The sequence below is a fragment of the Bradyrhizobium sp. JYMT SZCCT0180 genome (assembly GCF_018130165.1).
Taxonomy (GTDB): Bacteria; Pseudomonadota; Alphaproteobacteria; order Rhizobiales; family Xanthobacteraceae; genus Bradyrhizobium.
Genome location: NZ_JAFCLZ010000011.1, coordinates 195,036 through 213,366, shown reverse-complemented (window position 1 = coordinate 213,366; position 18,331 = coordinate 195,036). Strand labels below are relative to the sequence as shown.

The window sequence follows — 18,331 nt, the reverse complement described above, 5'->3', positions numbered from 1 at the left end:
AGCGCCGAAGCTAGGCCGCGGGCGGTTCCCCGGATGTGATTTGAGTCACCTGGTTCCCCCGTGACCTACGTCACAGAAGGCGCGCGCCGCCGGGCATAGGGTCCGCGCAAGTTCATCGCCAACCAATTCAAGCCGCTCAGGAGGCTCTCATGAAGAAGCTCTACATCCTCGCAGCCCTGCTGTTGGCCACCACCTCGGCCCATGCCGGTGGCTTCTCGTTCCAGATCGAAGGCCAGCGCGTGCACATCCATGCGCCGCGCGGCTGTGCCTCGCTGTCCTGCATCAACATCACGGCACCCGGCTTCAAGGGCCTCAATTCCAACCGCGACGACGATGATGACGACGTCGCACCGGCTCCTGGACGGCCCCAAATCAGCGATTCCAAACGCTATGATGACGACCGGCGCTATAACGACGACAAGCGCTACAACGACGACCGGCGGTACAATGACGATTACGCGCCGGCGGCCGGCAAGTCCCGTTACAAGGGCTACCAGGCCAAGCGCTACAACGATGATGACTATGCAGCACCGCCTCCGCGACAGGACCGCGCGCCGGCCCCTGATCAGGCGGCGGCACCCGCGCCTCCCCCGGCCCCGGCTCCGACGACCTATGCCGCCGCGCCTCCGCAGGCCGACGTCGCACCACCGGCCCCTCCTCCGGCTGCCGAGCCTCCTCCCGCCAGGTACGCAGCGCCCGCTCCGGCTCCGGTCGACGCGCCTCCCTCGTTCGATCCGGACTCGCCGATCGGCGTCTGGGCCACCGAAGAGAACAAGGGCAATGTGCGCATCGAGCAGTGCGGCGACAATCTCTGCGGCTATGCCGTCAAGACCGGTGAAAAGATCCTGATCAACATGCGGCCGCAGGGCTCGAAATGGGCCGGCCGGATCAACGATCCCAACAGCGGCCGCAAGTACGACTCGACGATGTCGATGAAGAGCAACGGCTCGCTCCGCGTGCAGGGCTGCGCCTTCGGCGGCATGTTCTGCGGCGGCCAGACCTGGAAGCGCGTGAGCTGATCTTTCTTCGAACTGGACGTGAAGGGCCTCGTGACACGTCACGGGGCCCTTTCTCGCGATTCCATTCGTTAACGACTCCTTACTCGCGACCTGCGACGAAACAATTCTCCGCGCGACGAAACCGTTTTGGTCCCGCGACGAAGAAATCCCGAAACCGAGCCCGCGTAGTTCTCTTGCCCAACGAGGCGCCACCCGGCGCGCAACTCGGGCGCACCACTCACCAAACCTGCAAGAGGGACACTCCATGGCTTTCGCACGCTCCACCATCCGCAACTGCCAATTGCTGATCGCGGCCACGCTTGCATTCGGGATGCTGACGACCGTTTCCCAGGCCCATACGCAAGAGCAGGAGCAGATGTGCGCCGGCGACGCGATGCGGCTGTGCGGAGCGGAAATTCCCGATGTCGATCGCGTCACCGCCTGCATGATCCGGCAGCGCGCGTCGCTCAGCGACGGTTGCAAGGCCGTGTTCCGTTACGAGCCCCCGGCCGCCACGCCCGTCAGCTACGCGCCGTCGGCGAGGCCGTCGAAGCCGCTGAACCTGACCCCGAACAAGCGCGGCTGATCAACTCTCTATGTAAGCTGAGAAAGCGCCATGCCCGGCAATGCCGGACGTGGCGCTTGTCCGTTTTGCCTGACCATGACAACAAGGCGGAAACGTTCATCCTGCATTCAGTCCGGCAGCGCTGAAATCGCGGCGCCGCTCCTCGCCCTCGTCTCTCCCTGGTTTGCTGCCCTGTTTCCCGCCCTGATTTCCCGGAACTCTCCTTGATGCTGCGCCGGTTGCGATTCGCGCTTCTTCTGCTGTTGGTTTGCGGTACGCTGGTTGGCGCGACGAACGGTTTCGCAGGCCCCTCCGTCACAGCACGATCGGCGCAGGCCGAACCTGCGCCTGCGGCGCCGGCACAGGCCGCGCCCGATCCGGCGGCTCCCGCGGCCGACGCACAACAGGCCGCGGAAGAGCCGATCGGCAATGTCGCCACCGTGATCGGCAGCGCCAGCGTGGTCCGCAACAACGAGACCACACCGCTCAAGGTCAAGGACGACATCTATTTGAACGACGTCGTGCAGACCGGCGCAAAATCCTCGCTCGGCATCACCTTCAGCGACGCCACCACCTTTAACCTCAGGGCGAATTCGCAGATCACCATCGACAGCTATGTCTATGAGGATGGCGGCAAGCAAAATGCCGGCGTGTTCGACGTCGCCAAGGGCACGGTTGCCTTCGTCGCCGCCGCCGTCGCCAAGACCGGCGACATGAAAATCACCACGCCGACCGCAACGCTGGGCATTCGCGGCACCACCGGCCTCGTCGAGGTGCCGGAAGGTGCGGCCGCCAACAGCCCGAACAACGTCGCCATCAAACTCTATCCCGACGCCGACGGCAGGGTCGGACGCATCGAGGTCAACGACCGCGCCGGCGCGCGGCTGGGTTTCCTTAGCCAGGGCTCCAGCGGCTTTACGATTCGCCCAGGCAGCGGCGGCATGCGCTTTGCCGCGGTGCCGCTGACGATTTCGCCGCAGCAGGTGCTGCGCGATCAGGGTTTTGTGCGCCAGGTGCACTCGACGCAAAATCTCGGCCGCCGCGTCTTCAACGAGCAGCGCGACTTCCGCCGCGCCAACCCCGGCTTCAATCGTGGCAACGCACCGCGCCGCGGACCGCAGCAAAACGGATTGCCGGGACAGAACCGCACCGGCCAGCAACCGGGCCTGCCAAACCGTCCGGGACAGCAACAGCCCGGTCTGCAGAACCGTCCCGGACAACAGCAGCAGCCGGGTCAGCAGATCCGTCCCGGGCAACGACAATTGCAGAACCGGCCGGGCCAGCCGCAACAGCTGCAGCAACCGGGCTCGCCTAACCGGCAGGGTCAGCAATTGCAGAGGCCGGGATCGACGCCATCAGGTTCGCCGCGAGAGACCGGCTTGCCGCCTCGACCCGGTCAGCCGCAACAACCGGCGACGGCCGGACGACCGGGCGCGCCCGCGCAAACCGGTGCACCTTCGCAAGCTGGTGGGCCGCAGCGCGTCCAGCAGCCCGGCGGTCAACAACAGGGCGTTCAGCAACCGGGCTTCCGGCAAGGCCTGCGGCCCGGCGGTTTGCAGGCTGCGCCCGGTGTGGTGCGGCAAGGTCAGCCGGCTCGGCCCGCGCCGGCTCGCGTGCCTCCGCTAAGAGGAAGCAAGCCGCCGAAGGATGTGCGGTAGCTCAGCTCCGCTCTCCGTCATGGCCGGGCTTGACCCGGCCATCCACGTCTTACTCGCGGAAGCGAAGACGTGGATGCCCGGCACAAGGCCGGGCATGACGAGCTAAATGCTTGAACCACTCACGCTGCGCGCCGAAACCAGTCCCACATCTTCTGCATGAGGCTGCGCCGATCCCGGAATTCACTAACCGTTTCGACACGCACGGGCTCAGGCACACGAGCAACCGACGTACCGGTCTGCATGATGCTCCCCGCAGCCATCGCGATCGGCCCGACATTTTCCAGAAACGCACGCTCATACCCCCGCGACAGCCGCTCGACCGCGTCGGCCAGCGGCAACCACTCGACCGCCTTCACGTCGCGCATCAATTTACGGACCGGCTCGGCGCCCGCCTCCATGCGCCAGAAGTGCACGACCTTGGAGCCGCCGCGGGATTCGTAGACCAGGGTGCCGAGGAACTCGTGCACGGCGACATCGTGCCCGGTCTCTTCATTGACTTCGCGTTCGGCCGCGTCGCGCGGCGTCTCGCCGCGATCGAGCTTGCCCTTTGGCAAGACCCATTCATCGCGCTTGCGCAGGCGCACGATCGCGACCAGCGGCGTCGCCGCCTGCCGCAATACAATGCCTCCCGCCGCCAGCACAGGCGTCCGCGCCATCGCCACCCTCTCCGATCATCGTTGGAATTCCCCACACATAGAGAATTTCACGCGCCGATGCTACCGTCTGTGTTCGTCAGCCCAGAGAAGCCGCCATGCACGACAAAGCCGCCAGAACCGTCGGTGCTCTGTTGATCGGATCAACCGGAAAGGTCCTTCTCGGCTTGCGCGCGCCCTCGAAAAAGGTTTGGCCAGGCCATTGGGACACGATCGGCGGACATGTCGAGGATGGCGAGAACCTTGATGATGCCTTGATCCGTGAGGTTCAGGAAGAGACCGGGGTGACACCGACCGAGTTCCGCCTGATCACAGCGGTCAGGGAGCGCCGGCCGGAGCTCTATGGCGATGCGCTGCATCACATCTACGCCGTGACCGCCTGGCAGGGCGGCGATCCCGCCAATATGTGCGATGAACATACCGAACTGCGATGGTTCAGCATCGGCGAAATGCGCGGACTCGCGAACATCGTGGACGCCGACTATCCCTCCCTTGCCGAGCTCGGCATAGCAGGAGGCGTCCGCACCTGACGGCCGGCACGCAGCAAGATTTATTGAGTACCGCCGCCGGGTCGCTTCGGCGCTGACGACGTGGTCAGCCCTTACGTGCCATTGTTGCAAGTCCTTCCCCGATTGACTTCAGGGCGTCAGAGAACGAGCTTCGGAACATGGCGCCACCGGAGACGGACTCAAGCTCAGCATCCTTCAAGACTTGCTCGTCCAATGTGCGCGGGATTCCATTGATCGACTTGCTGGTCTGCGTCATGGCACTGCTCCCTTGTTTGCTGCGGAGGTGTTAGCGGAGCCAGGATAATCGCACCATGTGTAGTGGCACCTCGGTGATCCTGCTCACAGTCGCGGCAGAGCCTTGCAAGGCACCACAATCATCCCATTGGTTTTCGCAGCAACGCCTCGCCGGCGCGGACGCGGGCACCCTCACTGACATTGTCCGCGAATTCGAAATGTTCCGGCGCCAGCACGATGATGGTCGAACCGTGCTCGAACCAGCCGAGCTCATCACCCTTGCGCACGCGCACGTCACAGGGAAACTCCACCGGCCCCCTGCTCTGCGCGTTGAGGGTCACATCCAGAAAGTGCAGCCGGATGCTGGCGACCAGGATCGCGGCGACCGGCACCAAGGTCAGCGCTTCGCCGGAGGCCAGCCGCGTCTCCAGCACCGCGCGCTCGTTCTTGCAGAACAGCCGTTCCACCCTCTTCAAGGCAATCGGATTGACGTTCCAGACGTCGCCATGGATGAACCTCACCCGCTCGATCGTGGCGTCATAGGGCGCGTGGAAGCGATGGTACATGCTCGAGGTCAGCCGCAGGGTCAGGTAACGGCCGTTGCGGTGACGCTCCACCAAGGCGGGATCGCCGAGCAGGTCCAGCAGCGAATACGGCGCGCTCTTGATCTGGAACAGTTCTGTGTCCTCGATCCGGCCGAACGCGCCGATGATGCCGTCGGAGGGGCTGGCGACGACGCTCGGATCCGGGTCGGCGGAACGAAGGCCCGGGCGCAGCTCGCGGGTAAAGCAATCGTGCAGGCTCTTGAACTCGGTCTTCTTCGCCTCCGACAGGTCGAGATCGGAGAACAGCCGCCAGCAGGCGATCGAGGCATCCCGCACCAGCGGGTTCTCGATCTTGCTGAACCACCCCATGAAGCGGGTGACGGCCGCCCGTGGAATCCGGTTGGTCAGCAGGAAATTGAGGTCTTCCTGCTGGGTAAAGGCCGAAATCAGGCCTTTGACTGTCATGAATCTGTTAGCAGGATTAGCTAGCGCTGGTGGCATGGATTCGCCCCTTTCGATTCTGTCGCTGTCCGCCGTTGCGATTGCCGGCGCCGCGGTGACCTTCCCCAAATTGCAGGCGCGGCTGGCGCTGTCGCGCGCCAAACACCGCTCGCTGACCGGACATTCCAAGATGTCCAAGATGGTCGCCCGGCTGATGCCGCACTACGAGTTCGATATCGGCGAGTTCTTCTCTTCCGACGGCGCGCCGGCCGATGTCGCGGCGCAGCGCCAGGACGGCTTCTTCCGGCTCGCCGGCGTCTATCAGGACCGTTGTCCCAAGGGCCGGCAGATGACCGCCGAGGCGGCCGAGCACATTTCCGACCTGCAATTCACCGAAGCCTACCGGGTGCCGTTCCAGTACAGCCGCCTGGTGCGCGAGCATCTCTCCACCAGCGCCTTCGTGCAGTCCTCTTCCGGCGTCACCGTCACCGATGTCGACGGCAATGTCTCCTACGACCTGACCGGCTCGTACGGCGTCAATATTTTCGGCAACGACTTCTACAAGGACTGCATCACCGAGTCGGAAAAGCGCGCGCATGCGCTCGGACCGGTGCTCGGCCCCTACCACCCCGTCATCACCGACAACGTCAAGCGTCTGTGCGAGATTTCCGGCCTCGACGAAGTCTCGTTCCACATGTCCGGCACCGAAGCCGTGATGCAGGCGGTGCGGCTGGCGCGCTACCACACCAAACGCACGCATCTGGTTCGCTTTGCCGGCGCCTATCACGGCTGGTGGGGCGACGTGCAACCCGGCGTCGGCAACCCCGTCTCGCCGCACGAAACCTATACGCTCGCCGATATGTCCGATCGGACGCTGCACGTTTTGAAGACGCGCCGCGACATCGCCTGTGTGCTGGTCAATCCGCTGCAGGCGCTGCACCCGAACGCCAACGCGCCCGGCGATTCCGCGCTGGTCGACAGCTCGCGTTCCGGCAATTTCGACCGCGCCGCCTATACCGAATGGCTGAAGAAGCTGCGCGAGGTCTGTACCGAGCGCGGCATCGTGCTGATCTTTGACGAGGTCTTTGTCGGCTTCCGGCTCGCCGCCGGCGGCGCGCAGGAATACTTTGGCGTCCGCGCCGACATGGTGACGTACGGAAAAAGCCTTGCTGGCGGACTTCCGGTCGGTGTGGTCTGCGGCCGCAAGGACCTGATGCGGCGTTTTCGCGACGATCGCCCGGCCGACATCTGCTTTGCCCGCGGCACCTTCAATTCGCATCCCTACGTCATGACGGCGATGGACGAATTCCTCGGCCGACTCGCCAGCCCGAATTTCAACTCGGTCTATAACGGCCTCGACGAGACCTGGAACGCCCGCGCCAAGACGCTCAACGACCGGCTCGCGGCGCAGGACCTTCCGGTGCGCGTCAGCAACCTGTCGTCGATCTGGATGGTGCATTATACCGAGCCCTCCCGTTACAACTGGATGCTGCAATATTACCTGCGCGCCGAGGGGTTGGCGCTGAGCTGGGTCGGCACGGGCCGGCTGATCTTCAGCCTGAACTATACCGATGACGATTTTGCCGCGGTCGCCGACCGCTTCGTTAGCGCCACCGAGAAGATGAAGCGCGACGGCTGGTGGTGGCATGATGCAGGCCTCACCAACAAGAACATCAAGCGGCAGATCCTGAAAGAGATGTTTGCCAAGAGGTTCGGGCGCTGAGCGCACGATTTCCATAGTCATCAGCTGGCCTAGCCTCCTTCGTCATTGCGAGGAGCGAAGCGACGAAGCAATCCATCTATCCCCGTGCGGAGAAATGGATTGCTTCGCTTCGCTCGCAATGACGGAGCTCCGAAGACGTAGATGCCCGGGACAAGCCCGGGCATGACGCGCACTTGATAGATTCAAAACCAATTCTCAGGCGTGCTTGACGTGCTTCTCGAGGCCCGGGTCGATCAGCTCGCCCTTCATCAGGGCGATCGGCGCCTTGTAGTAGAGCTTGAGGTCGCTGAACGGGTCGGTGATGATCTTGGTCATCCAGACGAGGCCGGTCTCGACGTCGCGGATGAAGAACAAATGGATGGTGCGGAACAGCAGCCCGCCGATACCGATCGCCAGCCAGATCTTGGCGACCTGACGCATGAAGTCCGCCGTCGTCTCCCACGGCGCGAACATGCCAAGCAGGGTCGGATCGAGATACAGCACGGCCGGCGACAGCGCCCAGATCACCATCAGCACGACCTTGCGCTGCAGATTGTAGCCGACCTTGATCTCTTCCTTGTGCTCGTGGGTGGCGTGGTTGACGTGGTCATAGCCTTTGGGCTCGAAGAAGAAATGCCCGGCCTGGCGTGACGTCATCGACACCAGCCAGCCGACCAGCGCCGACACCACGGGATCGATGAAGAGCATGACATAGGCGAACAGAAAGCTCGCGGCGCTGACGAAGTGCAGCGACTGGTTGATGCGGCTGTGGTGATAGTAGCGATGGTCGTCCCAACGCTGGGTTCGCAGTTCCTGCATGAAGTTCTTGATCATGATCTCCCCCAAATTCTTTCGGGTTAAGGATTAACGGGATTCGATGTCCGGCGTATGACATCATCTAAATGTCATATGAAGTTTCGCGGCGCCGCATTGAAGCGACGCCGCTATCGCGCGCTACGCTGCCTTCGCGACGTCGACCTTGCGGAAACGCACCAGCGAGAAGTGGCCGAGCGGCGGCACCAGGCGGCGCTCCGCCAGCTCCATGCCATCAGCGCCTGATAGCCACTGCGCGTAGCGCGACCAGGCGAACTCGGCGGTGCGGAAGCCGAGCGGGCGAACCACCGGCTGCAGGCGCTGCTCGATGAAGCGGCGCATGCCGGCGTCGGCGCTGACGCGGGTCAGGATGATGAGTTCACCGCCCGGGCGCAGCACGCGGGCGAATTCGTCGAGCGCCGCTTCCGGATTCGGCACGGCCGTGACGACATACTGCGCCATCACGACGTCGAAGGAGTTGTCGGGGAATTCGAGCTTCTCGGCGTCCATGACAGCCAGGCCCTCGACGTTCTTCAGCTTGAGCTCGTCGACGCGCTTCTTGGCCTTCTGCAGCATCGCTTCCGAAATGTCGGTGCCGAAGATGCGTAAGTGGGCTGCGTATTGCGGCAGCGAGATGCCGGTGCCGACACCGACCTCGAGCACGCGGCCGCCGATCTTGTTGGTGGCCTGAATGGCCGCCTTGCGGCCCTTGCTGAACACGCCGCCGAAAACGAGGTCGTACACCGGTGCCCAGCGGTCGTAGGCCTGCTCGACCGTCTCGCGGTCGAAGTCCAACGCCCTGGTGCCGTCAAGCTTGATGATGTCTGCCATGGTCTGCCTTCTCGTCTCTCTTCGTTAGATAGAACTTGCTCAGCCCTGTACGGCGCTGGTGCCGGGGATGCGGCGCGCCGGCAGCGTGGCGCGGCTGGGCTGCAGCGCGGCCAGATTGCCGATAAACTGACGGGCGCTGTTCTCCCAGGAGCGTCCGAGCGCAAAACTCCGGCACGCCTCGCGCGACATGGTGAGCGCGCGCAGGCAGGCGCTGCGCAGATCCCAGTCCAGCGCGCCGATCGGATGATCGGCGATGACGTCCAGAGGTCCGGTGACCGGAAACGCCGCAACCGGCGTGCCGCAGGCCAGCGCTTCCAGCTGCACCACGCCGAACGTGTCGGTGAGGCTCGGAAACACAAAGACATCGGCGGCGGCGAGATGCGACCTGAGATCCTCGCCCTTCTTCTCGCCGAGGAAGACGGCGTGCGGATATTTCTGCGCGAGCTGCGCCCGCTGCGGCCCGTCGCCGACAACGACTTTCGTTCCCGGCAGATCGAGCGAGAGAAACGCTTCGAGATTCTTTTCAACGGCAACGCGGCCCATGGTCATGAAGATCGGGCGCGGCAGGTCGATCGTGGCCGGGTTTTCAGGTGAGAACAGATCGGTGTCGACGCCGCGCGTCCAGAAGCCAAGCTTGCGAAAACCACGCTCGCTCAGCTCCTGCCGCAATGAAGCGGTCGCGACCATCGTGGTCGACGCCGCCGCATGAAAATGGCGCAACAAAGCGTAGCCGACGCTGGCCGGGATCATGGTGCGGACCGCGACATATTCCGGGAAGCGCGTGGTGTAAGACGTGGTGAACGCGAGCTTACGGCGGCGGCAATAGCCGCGCACCGCCCAGCCGATCGGGCCTTCGGTCGCGATATGAATTGCCTCGGGCGCCGCCGCCTCGATGCGGCGAGCGATCTCGCGGCGGTTCGGCAGCGCGATGCGCAAGCCGGGATAGGTGGGGACGCCGACGGAGGGAAATCCGTCGGGGGTCAGGAAGCTGATCTCGGCGTCAAGCTTGGACGCACTGCGCGCCAGCGAGGTTAACGTCCGGACAACGCCATTCACCTGCGGATGCCAGGCGTCGGTTGCTATCAATACCCGCATGTCGGGACCCCGGGATTATCCATGATTCTCACTTCCCGACGTTCGTTCATGGATATTTCAAGCGTATGACGTCATCGATCTGTAAGGATGTTTTTCCCGTCGCCCCGGCGCTTTTTCGTGTAACGTGACAGTACGATGTCAAACCCGAACGTAAATTCCGCTCCATCCCGTCCGCGCCGGAAGCGAAAGAACAATTCGCTGCTGGTGCTCGCCGCCGGAATTTTCGTTTTCGGCGCCGCTGCCGCCACGCTTTATTATCTGTTGCAGCCGACTACTTTGCGGATCGCGGTTGGCCCGCCCGGAAGCGACGATCAGAAACTGATCCAGCTGATGGCGCAGACCTTCGCGCGCGACCACGGCTCGGTTCGGCTGTCGCTCGTTTCGACCCCGGGCGCGGTCGAGAGCATCGCGCTGTTCAACAGCGGCAAGGCCGACCTTGCGGTGGCGCGCGGCGATCTGAACCTGCCGGCCAATGCCGAGTCGGTCGCCATCCTGCGCAAGAACGTCGTCGTGCTGTGGGCGCCGTCAGGCATCGCGCCAAAGGGGTCCAAGAAAACGCCGGTGGCCAAGATCAAGAGCCTCGACGAACTCGCCGGACACCGCGTCGGCGTCGTCGGACGAACCGAGGCCAACGTCAAGCTGCTGCGCACGATCCTGACCGAAGCCGGCATCAAGGTCGACAAGGTGACGATCACCCAGTTCGGCGTCAATCAGCTCGCCGAGATGGCGCGCGACCAGACCGTCGACGCGTTCATGACGGTCGGCCCGCTCAACAGCAAGATCACCGTCGACGCGATCAACGCCACCGTCGCGGTCCGCGGTGAACCGAAATTTCTCCCGATCGACGTGTCGGAGACGATTTCGAAGAAGCACCCGGTCTATGAAGCCGAAGAAATTCCCGGCAGCATCTTCGCATCATCGCCGGCGCGCCCCGAAGACAAGATCGATACCGTCAGCGTCAACCATCTGATCATCGCGCCGAAGACGCTGTCCGACACCGCGGTCGGTGCGCTCGCACGCCAGATCTTCACCCACCGCCAGCAGCTCGCGCGCGAATTGCCGAGCGCCTCGCAAATCGAGAAGCCGGACACCGACAAGGACGCCGCGCTGCCCGCGCATACCGGCGCCGCCGCCTATATCGACGGCAACGAGCGGACGTTCCTCGAGAGAAACAGCGACTATCTCTGGTTCGCGATCATGGTGTTCTCGGGCATCGGTTCGGCCTGGGCGTGGCTGCAGCATTACTGGAAGCGCGAAGAGCGCGAGCAATATGCCGGGCATCGCGACAATCTGCTCGACCTGATTTCGAAGGCGCGCACGGCACAAACGCCCGAAGAATTGTTCGAGATGCAGGGTACGGCGGATGCGCTGTTGCGCGAGGCGCTCGACTGTCACGAGGACGGTGCGATCGAGGACGGGGAATTAGCCGCCATCGGACTGGCGCTCGAACAATTCCACCATGCAGTAACCGACCGCCGCGCCACGATCGGTACCGCCGAACCCGACATGCAGCGGCTGCGGGCGCTGCAGAGCTGAGCAAGAACGGCAGCATTTTCTCTATTCTTTTAATGCTTTGCGCACGAACTGCGCCCCGCTGCCGTCCTTAAACCCTGCGACGAAGCCGTCCTGAAACAATTCCCTAACGCGACGAAACCATTTTGGCGGCATTGTGCAAATGTCCTGAAACGGTTCGCCTGTACTGGTTTGCCTCAACGACGCGCTGGAACTGGCGCGACAGGGCGCAAACTGAAGAGGACGACCGATGTTCAACTCATTCAAGCTGAATACCCGCCTCGCCGCCGCCGCTTTCGGCGCAATCGCGATTGGCGCGACCGCATTTTCCACACCCGCCGCCGCAGCCCCGCTGCCGCTGTTTCCCTTCTTCATGGCGCCCCCGGTTGAAGCCGCTCCGCCGCCGGTCGCGGTTGCTCCTTCGCAGGATGAAGAGCGCTTCGAACTGCCCGCCCGCCTGCGCCGCCAGGTCGTGAACTACAACACCCGCGAAGCTCCGGGCACCATCATCATCGATACCCCCAACACCTATCTCTATCTGGTGATGGGCAACGGCCAGGCGATGCGCTACGGCATCGGCATCGGCCGCGACGGTTTCACCTGGTCCGGCACGCAGACGATCACCAAGAAGGCGGAATGGCCGGCCTGGACGCCGCCCCCGGAAATGATCGCCCGCCAGCCTTATCTGCCGCGCCACATGACCGGTGGCCCGGGTAACCCGCTCGGCGCCCGCGCGATGTATCTCGGCGGCACCATCTATCGCATCCACGGCACCAACATGCCGGAGACGATCGGCACCCGCGTTTCCTCCGGTTGCCTGCGCCTCACCAATGAAGACGTCACCGACCTCTATTCGCGGGTCAGCGTCGGCACCAAGGTGATCGTGCTGCCGATGACGGATCGCCGCGCCGACCTCGGCCGCACCATCCGCTAAGACTTTCAATCTTCGAAATCCAAAACGGCTCCGGCATTCGCCGGGGCCGTTTTTGCGTTGCGGAGTTCGCTGCCGCCAGTCCCGTCCTCCAAAAACATCTTCGCGCACGGCCGAAGTGCGTTATGTTCCTCGAGAGTTCGGCAATAAAAAGCAACGACGCCGTCGGCTGGCACAATCAGCACCACGAACAGCCGGCTGTGTTCAGCGGTCAAAAAGGCGGAACAACGCCGCCGTCGATTGTAGGAGGATTCATGAGGCTTCAGCGCCGTCGATTTTTGAATCTGGCAGCGGGTGCTGCCGCGTTCCCGGCCGCTTCGCGGATAGCGCGGGCGCAGACCTATCCGTCGCGCCCGGTTCGGATCATCGCCGGGTTCGCGGCCGGCGGCATCGTTGACATCCTGGCACGCATCATTGGCCAGGCCTTGTCGGAGCGCCTCGGGCAACAATTCATCGTTGAGAACCGTCTCGGCGCCGGCAGCAACATCGCCACCGAAGCCGTGGTTCGCGCGTCTCCCGATGGCCATACGTTGCTCTTGATCAGCGTCGGGAATGCAATCAGCCCGGCGCTTTACGACAATCTCAGTTTCAATTTTATCCGCGACATCTCGCCGGTCGCAGCCATCATGCGTGTTCCGAATGTCATGGAGGTAACACCATCACTCCCGGTCAAGACGGTTCCTGAGCTTATTGCCTATGCCAAGGCCAATCCCGGCAGCATCAGCTACGGGTCGGCCGGCATCGGAACCTCCGTCCATGTCTGCGCCGAGTTGTTCAAGCAAATGACCGGCGTCGACATGGTTCATGTGCCGTATCGCGGCATGCCGGGCGTGCTGACCGACCTGCTGAGTGGCCGAATCCAGGTCGCCTTCGATAACGTCTCCAACTCGATCGAACACATCAGGGCCGGCAGACTGCGGGCATTGGCGGTCACAACCGCAACACGCTGGCATGGCTTGCCGGATGTTCCGACGGTAGGCGACAGCGTCCGGGGCTTCGAGGCGAGCGCGTTTTTCGGCGTCGGCGCCCCGAAGGACACGCCGGCCGAAATTGTCGCCCTGCTCAACAAGGAGATCAACGCGATCCTCGCCAGTCCTGTGGCAAGGGCGCGGCTTACCGATCTCGGCGGCACGATGCTTTCAGGCTCGTCTGCCGACTTCGGCACATTCATCGCCAATGAAACCGAGAAGTGGGGCAAGGTAATCCGCACGGCAAACATCAAGGCGGAATGACTCAAGTCGGCACTTCGCCGACGATTCCATCAGCCCGATACCGCTGCAGCGCGTTGGCGATTTTCACCGCGCGCTTTTTCCTGCGCCGGACCGGTCCTTCGACGCGAGATGGCTCGTCGACTTCGATTTAGGATTGGGTCGAGCGGTCTCAGGCCAAACGCTCTTCCGCATGACGCGTGATTGATGTAGGTTAACCGACAGCCGCAAGCGGGCAGTGCCGAAGGCCCGTTGGAGTGCTAGCGGTATTTTGCCCACGGCGGGCTTGCAATGTTCATCTCACGTTTTGGGGGGCCGATCCGTTTTCAATGGAGTCGGCAGGGAGGCGTGCGCCTCGTTGATCAAACACACCCAACAGGAGAACATCATGCATTTTTGTATGACAGCACAGTATACGCCTCAAGCTCTCAACAAGATCATGGAAAATCCCAAGACCAATCGCCATGAAGCGGCGAAAAAGCTGATCGAAGCAGCTGGTGGCAAATTACTCTCGATGTACAGCACCGCTGCCGATGGACCTGGCGTTCTGGTAATCTTCGACGTACCCGACCCCAATGCAGCACCGGCCATTTCAGGCACGGTGGTGGCATCCGGTGCCATCCACAATGTACACCTCACTCGTTTGTGGACGCAGGATGAAATCATGCTGGTTCGCCAGAAGGCAGTCCAGCTTCGTGCCTCATACACGCCGCCCGGCGGCTAGTTCGAAAGATGGAGTGAGCCCAACGGGCGTGCGCAAAGCGCGGCCCGTTGGGCTCAACTCGCAACTCTATCCTGCGCCCGACGAACTATCGTCGTCCGCCATCGATGTGCGGGGATTTTGGTGAAGATGATCGCGCGGGCCTTCGCTGACCATTGGCGAAGCCGGGCGCCAGCGAACCGAAGCCCAATCCAGCCTCACGGACAGGATCAACCTCAGCAGTGCTGAGGCCTTCGTCAACTACGGTTCGCTGACTTCGAGCGAATCTACACACCCGTCGCCACCAGCGCAAATCCTCGTGCCAGGTCCGGCCTGTCCAATGTGAATTTTGCATTGGACCGGTCAGATCGCGCCAACTAGCGTCCCGCTGGACATCACGATCAATTCCCAAGACGATCAATTCCCAAGACGATCAATTCCCAAGACTTGGCGGCAACGACGATGACGCTCCTCGCCGCGCTGTTCCAGGACGCCGTCCGCCTGCGGAGATTGCCAATGAAATGCACGCCTGCCCTGCTTGCCGCCTTGTGCGCCGGATTCATCGCGAACGCCGGCGCAGCCGTCGCACAGACTGCCGATCTCGCCATCCGGGGCGGCACCATCTACACCGGTGGCGACGAAGCCCCGCTTGTCGGCGACATCGCGGTCACCGCGGACAAGATCGTCTATGTCGGCCCTTCCGCCGGCGCACCTGCCGCAACAGCGAACATCGCCGCACAGGGCATGATCGTGGCGCCCGGATTCATTGACGTTCATACCCACCCGGAGAGCTTCATCCGCTCGCCCGATGCGACCAAGCGCCTGAACGCGCCGTGGCAGATGCAGGGTGTCTCGACCATCTTCATCGGCGTCGACGGCAGGGGCGATCCGGCGGTGGCCGCCGATCACGCCCGGCTGGAAGCGGAGAAGATCGGCACCAACATCGTCAGCTATGTCGGGTTCGGCGCGGTGCGCGAGGCGGTGCTCGGCCATAATGCCCGCGCGCCCACCCCACCGGAACTGGAGCGCATGAAGGAACTCGTCGCCAAGGGCATGTGCGAGGGGGCGATCGGGCTTTCCGCCGGGCTGTTCTACGCCCCGCAGAGTTTCGCCAAGACTGACGAGGTGGTGGCCCTGGCCAGGGAGGCCGCCCGGCGCGGCGGCATCTATGACACCCATCAGCGCGACGAGAGCTCCTATTCCATCGGCCTGATGAACTCGGCCAGGGAGGTTTTGCAGATCGGCCGCGAAGCCGAGATCCCAGTCCATTTCGCGCATCTGAAAGCGCTCGGCGTCGATCTGCAGGGACAGGTGCCGGATGTGATCCGGCTGATCGAGGCGGCGAGAGCGACCGGCCAGCGGGTGACGGCCGACCAGTATCCATGGCTGGCGTCGAGCACCAGCCTCGACGCTGCGCTCGTGCCGCGCTGGGCGGTCGACGGTGGCTATCCGGCCATGATCAAGCGCTTCGATGATCCGGCGGCGATGGTCAGGATACGCGTTGAGATGATCGAGAACCTGCGACGCCGCGGCGGCGCCGAATCGATCCTGCTGACCAGCGTCGAGCGGCCATGGACCGGCAAGCGGCTTTCGGAGATGGCGGAAACATGGAAGGTCGAACCGGTCGACGCCGCGGTGCGGATTCTCCGCGCCAATGTCAAGGACTCGATCGCCTCGTTCAACATGATCGACAGCGACGTCGACCTCGTCATGAAGCAGCCGTGGGTGGTCACCGGTTCTGACGGCACCGATGGCCATCCCCGCCAATATGCGACCTTTCCGCAAAAATATGCGGTCTATGTCCAGGAGAGGCACGTCATCGACCTGAAGACGTTCATCCGCCAGTCCACCGGCCTGTCGGCCGACATTTTCAAGCTCGACCGGCGCGGTTATTTGCGGCCCGGCTATTTTGCCGACGTCGTGGTGTTCGACCCTGCCCGCTACGCCCCCAGGGCGGACTATGTGCGCCCTCGCGAACTGAGCGTCGGCGTGCAGACACTATTGGTCAATGGGGCGGCCTCCGTTCTGGACGGCAAACTGACCGCCGTAGCTGCCGGCCGCGCGCTCAAGCACACGCCGCCAGCTGGAACCTGCCCTTGAGAACCGACGGTGCCGCGGGCTGGCCGAACAGCAACGGGCTCGCCAGGCGCCGGCGTTAACGCATCCGACGACCGGCCTGATCCCGCTCTGGCGCCGCCCGCCCCGTCCCTGTAAAACTCCCGCCGGAGCCGGTCGGGCTCCAGCCTTGTTTTTGACGCGTTTTCTTCGCGCGAAGCGGTCCGAAAATGCCAGGGCTTAATCGGTCCGGGGGGACGATGCGTCTGCCGATGCATTCCAAAACGATCCTGATCGGGGCCGCGGTAATCGCGCTCTCGTTTCTGATCAGCCTGAAAGCGATGGATTGGCTGGCGCCGCGCGGCACGGTCAAACCGCCGGAGCTTGTCGAATTGCCGCCGCTCGCTCCCGCCCCGCGCAGCTCCACTGTGATGGCGCCGATTTCGGTCGCGCTGACGGCGATCCGTGACGCCGCCGACCGCGGTTCGCCGCGCGCCTTCAACGGCAAGGCCGAAAATCCCATCTCGCAGATCCTGCAGAACGCCGATATCGGCTGGACCGCCTCGCGCGGTCCGATCGCCGCGACCGGCGCGCAGGACGCACTGACGCTGACGACGCCGCTGACCGGCACGCTAAACGTCACCGGTTCACTGTCGGCAAAGGCAACCGGGGCGGTCGGCGATGCGCTCGGCGGCCTGCTCGGCGGCAACGTCGCCAAACAGATCGGCAGCGTGAACATCAAGAACCTCAACGCGTCAGCCGAGATCAAGGGCAATGTCGTCATCACCGCGCGACCGAAGATCGCCGCCGCCTGGCGCATCGAGCCCAATCTCGCCGCGCAGGTGAATCTGGGCGACACCAGCCTTATGATGGCCGGTGCCCGCATCAACGTGCCGGCCCAGGTCAAGCCGCTGATCGACAAGACGGTCGCCGATCAGATCAATCTGGTGCAGGCGCGGATGCGTAACGATCCGGCATTTGAAAACAACGCGAAGGTGCAATGGGCCAAGGCCTGCCGCTCGATCCCGCTGCAGGGCACCGGCGCCTCTTCGTCGCTGCCGGCGCTGTGGCTGGAGCTGCGGCCGACAAGGGCGATCGCCGCCCAACCGCGTGTCGACGCGCAGGCGCTGATACTAACGCTCGGCATCGAGGCAGAGACCCGCATCACCCCGGTCGAGACCAAGCCCAGCTGCCCGTTCCCCGCCACCATCTCGATCGTGCCGCCGACGCCGGGCCGGGTCGCGATCGGCGTCCCCGTCGACATGCCCTTCACCGACATCAACAAGATCGTCGAGGCGCAGTTTGCCGGAAAGACCTTTCCCGAGGACGGTTCGGGTTCAGTCGACGTCACCGTGAAGCGCGCCACGGTAGCGGCATCCGGCAATCGCCTGCTGATTTCGCTGTTGGTGAATGCCAAGGAGAAGAAGAGCTTCTTCGGCTTCGGCGGCGAGGCCAACGTGCATATCTGGGGCAAGCCGGTGCTCGATCAGGCACAGCAGACCCTGCGGCTGACCGATGTCGAGCTCGCGGTCGAGTCGGAAGCGGCGTTCGGCCTGCTCGGTGCCGCCGCGCGCGCGGCGATGCCACATCTGCAGAAGGCGCTGGCGGACAAGGCCACCGTCGACCTCAAGCCCTTCGCCAGCAATGCGCAGAAAAAGATCGCCGCCGTGATCGCGGACTTCCAGAAGAACGAGGACGGCATTCGCGTCGCCGCCGAGATCACCAAGCTGCGGCTGGCCGACATCGCCTTCGATTCAAAAACGCTGCGCGTGATCGCGGAAGCCGAAGGCGCCATCAATGTGTTTGTGACCACGCTGCCGGGATTGTAGCGCGGGAATGCGACGGGACTACTGCGCAACCCTCATGGTGAGGAGCGCACCT

Annotated in this window: 17 protein-coding genes; 11 read left to right on the top strand and 6 right to left on the bottom strand. The window is 63.6% G+C overall.

The features are described from left to right. Positions 1-149 precede the first annotated feature (149 nt). The 3 genes from JQ641_RS18175 (at position 150) to JQ641_RS18165 (ending at position 3,221) form a co-directional block, all read left to right on the top strand. A complete protein-coding gene (locus tag JQ641_RS18175) occupies positions 150-1,019 on the top strand; it encodes a DUF2147 domain-containing protein (protein WP_211997339.1) in 870 nt (289 codons plus the stop codon). A 244-nt stretch (positions 1,020-1,263) separates the two neighbouring features. Further along, positions 1,264-1,584, top strand: a complete 321-nt coding sequence (locus JQ641_RS18170) for a hypothetical protein (protein WP_249150523.1) — start codon at positions 1,264-1,266, stop codon at positions 1,582-1,584. Positions 1,585-1,790: 206 nt separating this feature from the next. Beyond that, positions 1,791-3,221: a FecR family protein gene (locus JQ641_RS18165; RefSeq protein ID WP_211997338.1), complete on the top strand. Its 1,431-nt coding sequence runs from the start codon at positions 1,791-1,793 to the stop codon at positions 3,219-3,221. A gap of 119 nt (positions 3,222-3,340) precedes the next feature. Here the strand turns inward: JQ641_RS18165 and JQ641_RS18160 are convergent, their stop codons facing one another. After that, complete coding sequence (locus JQ641_RS18160) at positions 3,341-3,877, bottom strand: NUDIX hydrolase (RefSeq protein ID WP_211997404.1); 537 nt, start codon at positions 3,875-3,877, stop codon at positions 3,341-3,343. 95 nt (positions 3,878-3,972) lie between these two features. Between JQ641_RS18160 and JQ641_RS18155 the strand changes: the two genes are divergently transcribed. Further along, positions 3,973-4,404: an NUDIX hydrolase gene (locus JQ641_RS18155; RefSeq protein WP_211997337.1), complete on the top strand. Its 432-nt coding sequence runs from the start codon at positions 3,973-3,975 to the stop codon at positions 4,402-4,404. A gap of 64 nt (positions 4,405-4,468) precedes the next feature. Here JQ641_RS18155 and JQ641_RS18150 read toward each other — a convergent pair whose 3' ends face one another. Then, entirely contained in the window at positions 4,469-4,639 is a 171-nt protein-coding gene (locus JQ641_RS18150) for a hypothetical protein (protein WP_211997336.1), read from the bottom strand. 118 nt (positions 4,640-4,757) lie between these two features. Continuing rightward, positions 4,758-5,627, bottom strand: a complete 870-nt coding sequence (asd, locus tag JQ641_RS18145) for an archaetidylserine decarboxylase (protein ID WP_211997335.1) — start codon at positions 5,625-5,627, stop codon at positions 4,758-4,760. 34 nt (positions 5,628-5,661) lie between these two features. Here asd and JQ641_RS18140 point away from each other — a divergent pair, with 34 nt between their 5' ends. Next, the gene (locus JQ641_RS18140) at positions 5,662-7,326 is read left to right on the top strand and encodes an aminotransferase class III-fold pyridoxal phosphate-dependent enzyme (RefSeq protein WP_211997334.1); all 1,665 of its coding nucleotides are present in this window, start codon (positions 5,662-5,664) and stop codon (positions 7,324-7,326) included. Between the two features lie 195 nt (positions 7,327-7,521). On the opposite strand, the gene JQ641_RS18135 is transcribed toward JQ641_RS18140, so the two are convergent. The 3 genes from JQ641_RS18135 to JQ641_RS18125 form a co-directional block, all read right to left on the bottom strand. Next, positions 7,522-8,139 (bottom strand): hypothetical protein, encoded by a 618-nt coding sequence (locus JQ641_RS18135; RefSeq protein WP_211997333.1) that lies wholly within the window; start codon positions 8,137-8,139, stop codon positions 7,522-7,524. A 120-nt stretch (positions 8,140-8,259) separates the two neighbouring features. Next, positions 8,260-8,949, bottom strand: coding sequence for a class I SAM-dependent methyltransferase (locus tag JQ641_RS18130; RefSeq protein WP_211997332.1), 690 nt, complete (start codon positions 8,947-8,949; stop codon positions 8,260-8,262). A gap of 39 nt (positions 8,950-8,988) precedes the next feature. Next, a complete protein-coding gene (locus tag JQ641_RS18125; protein ID WP_211997331.1) occupies positions 8,989-10,044 on the bottom strand; it encodes a glycosyltransferase family 4 protein in 1,056 nt (351 codons plus the stop codon). A 135-nt stretch (positions 10,045-10,179) separates the two neighbouring features. Between JQ641_RS18125 and JQ641_RS18120 the strand changes: the two genes are divergently transcribed. From JQ641_RS18120 to JQ641_RS18095, 6 genes are all read left to right on the top strand, one after another. Next, positions 10,180-11,580, top strand: a complete 1,401-nt coding sequence (locus tag JQ641_RS18120) for a TAXI family TRAP transporter solute-binding subunit (protein WP_211997330.1) — start codon at positions 10,180-10,182, stop codon at positions 11,578-11,580. Positions 11,581-11,806: 226 nt separating this feature from the next. Further along, positions 11,807-12,490, top strand: a complete 684-nt coding sequence (locus JQ641_RS18115) for a L,D-transpeptidase (protein WP_211997329.1) — start codon at positions 11,807-11,809, stop codon at positions 12,488-12,490. Positions 12,491-12,741: 251 nt separating this feature from the next. Continuing rightward, complete coding sequence (locus tag JQ641_RS18110; protein ID WP_211997328.1) at positions 12,742-13,719, top strand: Bug family tripartite tricarboxylate transporter substrate binding protein; 978 nt, start codon at positions 12,742-12,744, stop codon at positions 13,717-13,719. 334 nt (positions 13,720-14,053) lie between these two features. Beyond that, on the top strand, positions 14,054-14,419 hold the full coding sequence (locus JQ641_RS18105) for a GYD domain-containing protein (RefSeq protein WP_249132819.1): 366 nt from the start codon (positions 14,054-14,056) through the stop codon (positions 14,417-14,419). A gap of 438 nt (positions 14,420-14,857) precedes the next feature. After that, on the top strand, positions 14,858-16,495 hold the full coding sequence (locus JQ641_RS18100; protein ID WP_211997327.1) for an N-acyl-D-amino-acid deacylase family protein: 1,638 nt from the start codon (positions 14,858-14,860) through the stop codon (positions 16,493-16,495). Positions 16,496-16,710: 215 nt separating this feature from the next. Further along, on the top strand, positions 16,711-18,279 hold the full coding sequence (locus JQ641_RS18095; protein WP_211997326.1) for a DUF4403 family protein: 1,569 nt from the start codon (positions 16,711-16,713) through the stop codon (positions 18,277-18,279). The last annotated feature ends 52 nt before the right edge of the window (positions 18,280-18,331 follow it).

Coding starts and splice junctions, on each gene's coding strand:
- JQ641_RS18175 (WP_211997339.1), top strand. CDS start 150: ATGAAGAAGCTCTACATCCTCGCAGCCCTGCTGTTGGCCACCACCTCG.
- JQ641_RS18170 (WP_249150523.1), top strand. CDS start 1,264: ATGGCTTTCGCACGCTCCACCATCCGCAACTGCCAATTGCTGATCGCG.
- JQ641_RS18165 (WP_211997338.1), top strand. CDS start 1,791: ATGCTGCGCCGGTTGCGATTCGCGCTTCTTCTGCTGTTGGTTTGCGGT.
- JQ641_RS18160 (WP_211997404.1), bottom strand. CDS start 3,877: ATGGCGCGGACGCCTGTGCTGGCGGCGGGAGGCATTGTATTGCGGCAG.
- JQ641_RS18155 (WP_211997337.1), top strand. CDS start 3,973: ATGCACGACAAAGCCGCCAGAACCGTCGGTGCTCTGTTGATCGGATCA.
- JQ641_RS18150 (WP_211997336.1), bottom strand. CDS start 4,639: ATGACGCAGACCAGCAAGTCGATCAATGGAATCCCGCGCACATTGGAC.
- asd (WP_211997335.1), bottom strand. CDS start 5,627: ATGACAGTCAAAGGCCTGATTTCGGCCTTTACCCAGCAGGAAGACCTC.
- JQ641_RS18140 (WP_211997334.1), top strand. CDS start 5,662: ATGGATTCGCCCCTTTCGATTCTGTCGCTGTCCGCCGTTGCGATTGCC.
- JQ641_RS18135 (WP_211997333.1), bottom strand. CDS start 8,139: ATGATCAAGAACTTCATGCAGGAACTGCGAACCCAGCGTTGGGACGAC.
- JQ641_RS18130 (WP_211997332.1), bottom strand. CDS start 8,949: ATGGCAGACATCATCAAGCTTGACGGCACCAGGGCGTTGGACTTCGAC.
- JQ641_RS18125 (WP_211997331.1), bottom strand. CDS start 10,044: ATGCGGGTATTGATAGCAACCGACGCCTGGCATCCGCAGGTGAATGGC.
- JQ641_RS18120 (WP_211997330.1), top strand. CDS start 10,180: ATGTCAAACCCGAACGTAAATTCCGCTCCATCCCGTCCGCGCCGGAAG.
- JQ641_RS18115 (WP_211997329.1), top strand. CDS start 11,807: ATGTTCAACTCATTCAAGCTGAATACCCGCCTCGCCGCCGCCGCTTTC.
- JQ641_RS18110 (WP_211997328.1), top strand. CDS start 12,742: ATGAGGCTTCAGCGCCGTCGATTTTTGAATCTGGCAGCGGGTGCTGCC.
- JQ641_RS18100 (WP_211997327.1), top strand. CDS start 14,858: ATGACGCTCCTCGCCGCGCTGTTCCAGGACGCCGTCCGCCTGCGGAGA.
- JQ641_RS18095 (WP_211997326.1), top strand. CDS start 16,711: ATGCGTCTGCCGATGCATTCCAAAACGATCCTGATCGGGGCCGCGGTA.